Here is a 7982-nt window from a genome sequence, read left to right as displayed (position 1 = left end):
GGGACGGCCCCTGGCGCTGGGACGGTACTGGCTGCACGTGTTCAAGCGGCTGCTGCCCCTGGCGGTGCTCACGATCCTGGGCACCCTGGTGCTGGTGGAGCTGTTCTACCCGGCCTACGACGCCGGGCGGTGGCGGGCCGAGGCGTTGGCCTCGGTGTTCTACGCGGAGAACTGGGCGCTGGCGCTCAGCGCGGTGGACTACTACGCCGCCGACCACTCGACGGCCTCGCCGTTCCAGCACTTCTGGTCCCTGTCGGTGCAGGGGCAGGTGTTCCTGCTGTGGCCGCTCGTGTTCGGGGCGGCGTGGCTGATCTCCCGGCGGAGCCGGTGGCGGCCCGTGCCGGTGCTGGCGGTGTTCTTCGGGCTGGTCCTCGTGGCCTCCCTGGCGTGGTCGGTGCACGCCACGGCCACGCAGCAGGAGTTCGCCTACTTCGACACCCGCACCCGGCTGTGGGAGTTCGCCCTGGGCTCGCTGCTGGCCCTGGCCGTGCCCCACCTCCGGCCCGGCCGCGGGCTGCGCGTGCTGCTCGGCTGGGCCGGGATGCTGAGCATGGTCTCGGTGGGCGTGCTGGTCGACGTGCAGGGGGCGTTCCCGGGGTGGATCGCGCTGTGGCCGCTGCTCTCGGCGGCGGCGATCATCGTGGCCGGGCAGTCCGGATCGCGCTTCGGCCTGGACCGGATCCTCGCCTCCCGCCCCCTGGTGCGCCTCGGGGACTCGGCCTACGCGCTCTACCTGATCCACTGGCCGGTGCTGATCACCTACCTCGTGCTCCGCGACCGCCCGATGGCCGGGCCCCGCTCCGGGGTGGCCATCGTGCTCGTCTGCGTGGTGCTCGCCGTGCTGGCCACCCGGCTGGTCGAGGACCCGCTCAAGCGCTGGGCCTGGCCCGAGCGGAGCCGGCTGCGGACGGCCGCCGTGGTCGTCGTGTGCCTCGCCGCGGTCGCGGTCCCCGTGACCGCCGCCCGGGTGGCCGAGGACCGGCGGGCCCTCGAGCTCGCCGCCTCCGCCGACCGCAACAACCCCGGGGCGGCCGCCCTGCTGCCGGGCTTCCGGTACCAGGGGGACCCGGACGCCGAGACCGTCCCCGTGATCACCGGGGAGCCGTACGCCAAGCCGGGACTCGGCGAGCCCTGCCCGCCCGCCGCGGGGGTCGGCGAGCGCTTCCAGCAGTGGTGCTTCGACACCGTCCCGAACCCCGAGCCCGCCGCCACGATGCTGGTGATCGGCAACAGCCACGTGCACCAGTGGATCCCGGCCGTCGAGCACCTGGCCGAGCGCAACGACTGGCGCGTGGTCACCTACATCCGGGGCAACTGCCTGTACGGCCTGCCCGGGGAGCAGGTGGCCGACCACGAGGCCTGCGCCCGCTGGCTCGAGGGCACCGACCCCGTGGTGGAGGCCGTGGACCCGGACCTGGTGCTGGTGCAGGGCACCCGCAGCACGGACGAGAACGAGGAGCAGTTCACCCCGGGGATGGAGCAGCGCATCCGCGGGCTGGCGGAGCGAGGCATCCAGGTCGTCGCGCTGCGCGACAACCCCCGGTTCGACTTCGTCCCCGCCCGCTGCGCCGCGGAGCACGGGGCCGACGCCGCCGAGTGCACCGCCTCCCACGTGATCCTGGGCCCGGACAGCCCGCTGGCCCCGGTGGCCGAGCTGCCACGGGTCTCGATGGTCGACATGGGGGACCTCATCTGCCCGGACGGGACCTGCGCCCCGGTCGTCGGCAACGTGTTCACGTACTGGGACAACAACCACCTCACGGTCGAGTACGTGCGGACGCTGGCCCCCGTGTTCGCCGAGCGGGTCGAGGCGGCCCTGCGCGCGGACCGGGCCGGGCTCCCCGCCGGGTCGTGAGCGCGGCCACAGCCGTCCGCCCGCCCGGGACCGGCCCGTAGAATGGTCGCGACTCCCTCGAACCCGAAAGGCCCCACCGTGTCGGATACCGCCGTCCCCACCGCCCTGTCCGAGGACCCGTTCGGGTTCACCGGCCTGACCTACGACGACGTCCTGCTGCTGCCCGGCAACACGGACGTCATCCCGTCCGAGGCGTCGACGCGCACCCGCCTGTCCCGGCGCATCGACCTGGAGGTGCCCCTGCTGTCCGCCGCGATGGACACCGTCACCGAGTCCTCGATGGCGATCGCGATGGCCCGCCAGGGCGGCATCGGCGTGATCCACCGCAACCTCTCGATCCAGGACCAGGCCGAGCACGTGGACCGGGTGAAGCGCAGCGAGTCCGGGATGATCACCGACCCGGTGACGATCTCCCCGGAGGCGACCCTCGAGGAGCTGGACCGGCTCTGCGGCTACTACCGGGTCTCCGGCCTGCCCGTCGTGGACGCCGAGCAGAAGCTGCTGGGCATCATCACCAACCGCGACACCCGGTACCTGCCGGAGAGCGAGTTCCCGCGGCGCCGGGTGCACGAGGTCATGACGCCCATGCCGCTGATCACCGGCAAGGTCGGGATGGCGAAGGAGGACGCGCACCAGCTCCTGGCGACCAACAAGATCGAGAAGCTGCCGCTCGTCGACGACGCCGGCCGGCTCACGGGCCTGATCACGATCAAGGACTTCACCAAGGCCGAGCAGTACCCCCACGCCACCAAGGACGACGAGGGCCGGCTGCGCGTCGGCGCCGCCGTCGGCTTCTTCGGCGACGGCTTCGAACGGGCCATGACCCTCGTCGAGGCCGGGGTGGACGCCCTGTTCATCGACACCGCCAACGGGCACTCCCAGGGCGTGCTGGACATGATCGCCCGGCTCAAGGCCGAGACCGCCGCCGCGCACGTGGACGTCGTCGGCGGCCAGGCGGCCACCCGGCACGGCGCCCAGGCCATCGTCGACGCCGGCGCGGACGCCGTGAAGGTGGGTGTGGGCCCCGGCTCGATCTGCACCACCCGCATCATCGCCGGCGTGGGCGTCCCCCAGGTCACCGCCGTGAACGAGGCGGCGAAGGCGGCGATCCCGGCGGGCGTGCCCCTGATCGCCGACGGCGGCCTGCAGTACTCCGGCGACATCGGCAAGGCCCTCGTGGCCGGGGCGGACTCCGTGATGGTCGGATCCCTGCTCGCGGGCTGCGACGAGTCCCCGGGCGAGCTGATCTTCGTCAACGGCAAGCAGTTCAAGACCTACCGGGGGATGGGCTCGCTGGGGGCCATGCAGTCCCGCGGCAAGAACACCTCCTACTCCAAGGACCGCTACTTCCAGGCCGACGTCGCCAGCGACGAGAAGCTCATCCCCGAGGGGATCGAGGGCCAGGTCCCGTACCGCGGCCCGCTCTCGGCCGTGGTCCACCAGCTCGACGGCGGCCTGCGCCAGACGATGTTCTACGTGGGCGCCCACAGCGTCGAGGAGCTCAAGCACCAGGGCCGGTTCGTGCGCATCACCCCGGCCGGGCTCAAGGAGTCCCACCCGCACGACATCACGATGACCGTCGAGGCACCCAACTACCAGCGCTGAGCGACCGTCCGCAGCACCGTTCGGAAAGGACACCATGAGCTACGACATCGAGATCGGCCGCTCCAAACGCGCCCGCCGCACCTTCTCCCTGGACGAGATCGCCCTCGTCCCGTCGCGGCGCACGCGCGACCCCCGGGACGTGTCCACGGACTGGCAGATCGACGCCTACCGGTTCTCCATCCCGTTCCTGGGCGCCCCGATGGACTCGGCGACGTCCCCGGAGACGGCCATCGCCCTCGGCCGCGCCGGGGGACTGGGCGTGCTGGACCTCGAGGGGCTGTGGACCCGCTACGAGGACCCCCAGCCGGTGCTCGACGAGATCGCGGAGCTCTCCGGCGAGGACGCCCCGGCCTCCACGCGCCGGATGCAGGAGCTCTACGAGGCACCCGTCCAGCCGGAGCTGATCACGGCCCGGCTGGCGCAGATCCGGGAGTCGGGCGTCATCGTCGCGGGGTCCCTGACGCCGCAGCGCACGGTGGAGCACTACCGCACCGTCCTGGACGCCGGCGTGGACGTCTTCGTGATCCGCGGGACCACGGTCTCCGCGGAGCACGTCTCCCGCAACCAGGAGCCGCTGGACCTCAAGAAGTTCATCTACGACCTCGACGTCCCCGTCATCGTGGGCGGCGCCGCGGGCTACACGCCCGCGCTGCACCTCATGCGCACGGGCGCGGCCGGCGTGCTCGTGGGCTTCGGCGGCGGCGCGTCCATGCGCATCCAGAACACCCTGGGGATCCACGCGGCCATGGCCACGGCGATCTCCGACGTCGCGGCCGCCCGCCGGGACTACCTCGACGAATCCGGCGGCCGCTACGTCCACGTCATCGCCGACGGCGGCGTGGGGGTCTCCGGGGACATCGTCAAGGCCCTCGCCATGGGCGCGGACGCCGTGATGCTCGGCACCGCTCTGGCCCGCACGGAGGAGGCGCCCGGGCAGGGCTGGCACTGGGGCGCCGAGGCCCACCACGAGCAGCTGCCGCGCGGGCTGCGCACCCGCGTGGGCACCGTGGGACCCCTCCAGGAGGTCCTCTTCGGGCCGTCCCGCCACGTGGACGGCACCTCCAACCTCGTGGGCGCGCTGCGTCGCTCGATGGCCACCACCGGGTACCTGGAGCTCAAGGAGTTCCAGCGCGCCGAGGTGGTCATCCGCGGCTGACCCGCGACCGGTCGCCGGCGGGTCCGTGCAGGTCCCGCCGGCGCGGCGCGGGCCTCCGGGGAACTGGCGAACGTCCAGGAAGGCGCACTAGCCTTGACGGGTGCTCACGACCGCCCTGCGCCCCCGCTCGATCCTCGCCCTGATCGTGAGCCTCGGGCTGGCCGTCGGATTCGTGCTGCTGAGCCAGTGGCAGCTCGAGTCGAGCGAGCAGGCCCGCACGGTCTCCGACCCCGCGAAGGACGTGGCCGTCCCGATCGCCGAGGCCGTCGAGGCCGGCGCCCCCGTGACCGCCGCGCAGGCCGACCAGCTCGTCACCGTCACCGGCGAGTACCGGGCCGGGTCCACCGTCCTGGTCCCGGGGCGGCTGCAGGACGGGGCGGAGGGCTGGTGGGCCGTCACCGCTCTCACCGTCCCGGACAGCGCGCAGCTGTGGCCGGACGCCGGCGGCGAGCTGACCCTCGCGGTGGCCCGCGGCTGGAGCGCCGACCCCGCGTCGGTGCCGGTGGAGCCGGAGGGCGCCGTCGACGTCGTCGGCCGGTACCTGCCCGCCGAGGGCCCGGCACCGGGCGAGGACCTGCCCGAGGGGCAGGTGCGCACGGTCTCCCCGGCGCAGCTCAGCAACCTCTGGGACGCCCCGCTGTGGTCCGGGTACGTGGCCGCCTTCGCCGAGAACCCCGCCGGCGCGCCGCTGCCGCTCGCCGAGGACGGGACCCTCGCCCCGGACGCCGCGCTGCTGAGCCCGGGGCTGTCCCGGCTCGACATCGACCAGCAGCCCACGGACGAGTCCGTCAACCTGCTCAACGTCTTCTACGCGGTCGAGTGGGTGGTCTTCGCCGGGTTCGCCCTCTACATCTGGTGGCGGTTCGTGCGCGACGAGTGGCAGCGCGAGCAGCACCCGGACGAGTACTTCTACTTCGAGGGCGGCACCTTCCACGGCGACTACTACTACGACCAGGCCAGCGGACGCTACTACTACTACGACCCCGAGGCGGGGGAGTACTACTGGTTCGACGACCAGCCCGGCGACCGGGCGCGCGAGCCGAGGACCCACGACAGGACCCAGGACAGGACCGGAGCCCACCATGACTGAACCCACGCAGCCGACCCCCTCCCCGGCACCCGCGCCGAAGGAGCGCACCGACGGGGTGCGGGTCTCCCTCCCGCCGGACGCCCGGCCCTCGGAGGCGGCGTCCCCTGGCCGCGCCCCGCGCCGGCCGGCCGCCCTGCAGCCGCGCCGCCGCTTCGGGGGCACCGAGGCCCAGATCCGCGGCGCCCTGGGCTTCTACATGGTCTGCGCCTGGATCTCCGGGACCTTCCTGCTGCTGCTCGTGGCCGAGATGATCACCCGCTACGGGCTGGGCTACGACCTGATCGCGGGCGGCACCGACCGCGCCACGGGACAGACCGTGGCCCTCGGCTGGCAGGACCTGGAGCTCGAGAACCTCGCCGGCGGCGTCAACATCTCCACCTGGATCCTCATCGTCCACGGCTGGTTCTACGTGGTCTACCTCATCTCCTGCTTCCGGATCTGGACGCTCATGCGCTGGCCCTTCCCGCAGCTCGTGGTCATGGCCCTCGGCGGCGTGGTGCCGTTCCTCTCCTTCGTGGTCGAGCGCAAGATCCACGCCTCCACCACCGCCGAGCTGCGCGCCAACCCGAAGGCCGCCAAGCGGTACTGAGGGGCCCCCGCGCCTGGCCTAGGATGGAGGGCGTGACCGAAACAGCTGAGACCCGCACCGATCTGGAGCAGCGCCCGGTCCTGGTGGTCGACTACGGCGCGCAGTACGCGCAGCTGATCGCCCGCCGGGTCCGCGAGGCCAGTGTCTATTCCGAGATCGTCCCCCACACCTGGTCGACCGAGCAGATCCTCGCCAAGAACCCGGCGGCCATCATCCTCTCGGGCGGCCCGTCCTCCGTCTACGCCGAGGACGCGCCGCAGCAGGACGCGGCGCTCTTCGAGGCCGGCGTGCCCGTCCTGGGCATCTGCTACGGCTTCCAGGCCATGGCACAGGCCCTCGGGGGGACCGTCGCCCACACCGGCGCCCGCGAGTACGGGGCGACCACCGCCACCGCCGTCGGCGGGCCCACGGCCTCCATCCTGGCGGGCTCCCCGGGCACCCAGACCGTGTGGATGAGCCACGGCGACTCGGTCGTCGAGGCCCCCGCCGGCTTCGAGGTCCTCGCCTCCACGGAGACCACCCCGGTGGCCGCGTTCGCCGACGACGCCCGCCGGCTCTACGGCGTGCAGTGGCACCCGGAGGTCAAGCACTCCGTGCACGGGCAGCAGGTGCTCGAGCACTTCCTGTTCGACGGCGCGCAGGTCGAGCCCACCTGGTCGACCGGCAACATCATCGAGGAGCACGTCCAGCGGATCCGCGCGCAGGTCGGCTCCGCGTCCGTGATCTGCGGGCTCTCCGGCGGCGTGGACTCCGCCGTGGCCGCCGCCCTGGTCCAGCGGGCCGTGGGCGACCAGCTCACCTGCGTGTTCGTGGACCACGGGCTGCTGCGCGAGGGCGAGGCCGAGCAGGTCGAGCAGGACTTCGTCGCCGCGACCGGCGTCAATCTCCACGTCGCCGAGGAGCAGGAGCGCTTCCTCACCGCGCTCGCCGGCGTCACCGACCCCGAGCAGAAGCGCAAGATCATCGGCCGGGAGTTCATCCGCTCCTTCGAGGCCGCCGCGGAGGAGGTCGCCAGGACCGCCGCCCAGGAGGGCGAGCCCGTGCGCTTCCTCGTCCAGGGAACCCTCTACCCCGACGTCGTCGAGTCCGGCGGAGGGGAGGGCGCGGCCAACATCAAGAGCCACCACAACGTGGGCGGGCTGCCCGAGGACCTGCAGTTCGAGCTGGTCGAGCCGCTGCGCACGCTGTTCAAGGACGAGGTCCGCGCCGTGGGGCGCGAGCTCGGCCTGCCCCACGAGATCGTCGGCCGCCAGCCGTTCCCCGGCCCCGGGCTCGGCATCCGCATCATCGGGGAGGTCAGCGAGACCAACCTCGCGATCCTGCGCCGGGCCGACGCCATCGCCCGCGAGGAACTGACCCGCGCCGGGCTCGACGACGAGGTGTGGCAGATGCCGGTCGTGCTCCTGGCGGACGTGCGCTCGGTGGGCGTGCAGGGCGACGGCCGGACCTACGGGCACCCCATCGTGCTGCGGCCCGTCTCGAGCGAGGACGCGATGACCGCCGACTGGTCCCGCCTGCCCTACGACCTGCTGGCCCGCGTCTCCAACCGCATCACCAACGAGGTCGAAGAGGTCAACCGGGTGGTCCTGGACGTGACGTCCAAGCCCCCGGGCACCATCGAGTGGGAGTAGGCCCGGGGGCGGGCCCAGGGCCCGCCCCGCACGGGCGGAACACGAGCAGCCGGGGT

At 73.0% G+C, this 7982-nt stretch carries 6 protein-coding genes; all 6 read left to right on the top strand.

Annotated features, from left to right (window positions below; translation table 11 throughout):
* On the top strand, positions 1-1855 hold a 1855-nt coding region (locus ACH9D2_RS00575; protein WP_396360765.1), incomplete at its 5' end, for an SGNH hydrolase domain-containing protein.
* A 78-nt stretch (positions 1856-1933) separates the two neighbouring features.
* Positions 1934-3460 (top strand): IMP dehydrogenase, encoded by a 1527-nt coding sequence (gene guaB / locus ACH9D2_RS00570; RefSeq protein ID WP_396360764.1) that lies wholly within the window; start codon positions 1934-1936, stop codon positions 3458-3460.
* A gap of 34 nt (positions 3461-3494) precedes the next feature.
* A complete protein-coding gene (locus ACH9D2_RS00565) occupies positions 3495-4616 on the top strand; it encodes a GuaB3 family IMP dehydrogenase-related protein (RefSeq protein ID WP_396360763.1) in 1122 nt (373 codons plus the stop codon).
* A 100-nt stretch (positions 4617-4716) separates the two neighbouring features.
* A complete protein-coding gene (locus ACH9D2_RS00560; RefSeq protein ID WP_396360762.1) occupies positions 4717-5706 on the top strand; it encodes an SURF1 family cytochrome oxidase biogenesis protein in 990 nt (329 codons plus the stop codon).
* The gene (locus ACH9D2_RS00555; RefSeq protein ID WP_396360761.1) at positions 5699-6295 is read left to right on the top strand and encodes a DUF3817 domain-containing protein; all 597 of its coding nucleotides are present in this window, start codon (positions 5699-5701) and stop codon (positions 6293-6295) included. The genes ACH9D2_RS00560 and ACH9D2_RS00555 overlap by 8 nt, the downstream gene beginning before the upstream one ends.
* Positions 6296-6318: 23 nt before the next feature.
* Complete coding sequence (guaA, locus tag ACH9D2_RS00550) at positions 6319-7926, top strand: glutamine-hydrolyzing GMP synthase (protein WP_396360760.1); 1608 nt, start codon at positions 6319-6321, stop codon at positions 7924-7926.
* Positions 7927-7982 lie beyond the last annotated feature (56 nt).

Source organism: Kocuria rhizosphaericola (assembly GCF_044462205.1).
GTDB classification, from domain to species: domain Bacteria; phylum Actinomycetota; class Actinomycetes; order Actinomycetales; family Micrococcaceae; genus Kocuria; species Kocuria rhizosphaericola.
Note: the sequence above shows the minus strand (reverse complement) of the source record. Positions and strands in the feature narration are given on the sequence as shown.

Coding starts and splice junctions, on each gene's coding strand:
- ACH9D2_RS00555 (WP_396360761.1), top strand. CDS start 5,699: ATGACTGAACCCACGCAGCCGACCCCCTCCCCGGCACCCGCGCCGAAG.
- ACH9D2_RS00565 (WP_396360763.1), top strand. CDS start 3,495: ATGAGCTACGACATCGAGATCGGCCGCTCCAAACGCGCCCGCCGCACC.
- guaA (WP_396360760.1), top strand. CDS start 6,319: ATGGAGGGCGTGACCGAAACAGCTGAGACCCGCACCGATCTGGAGCAG.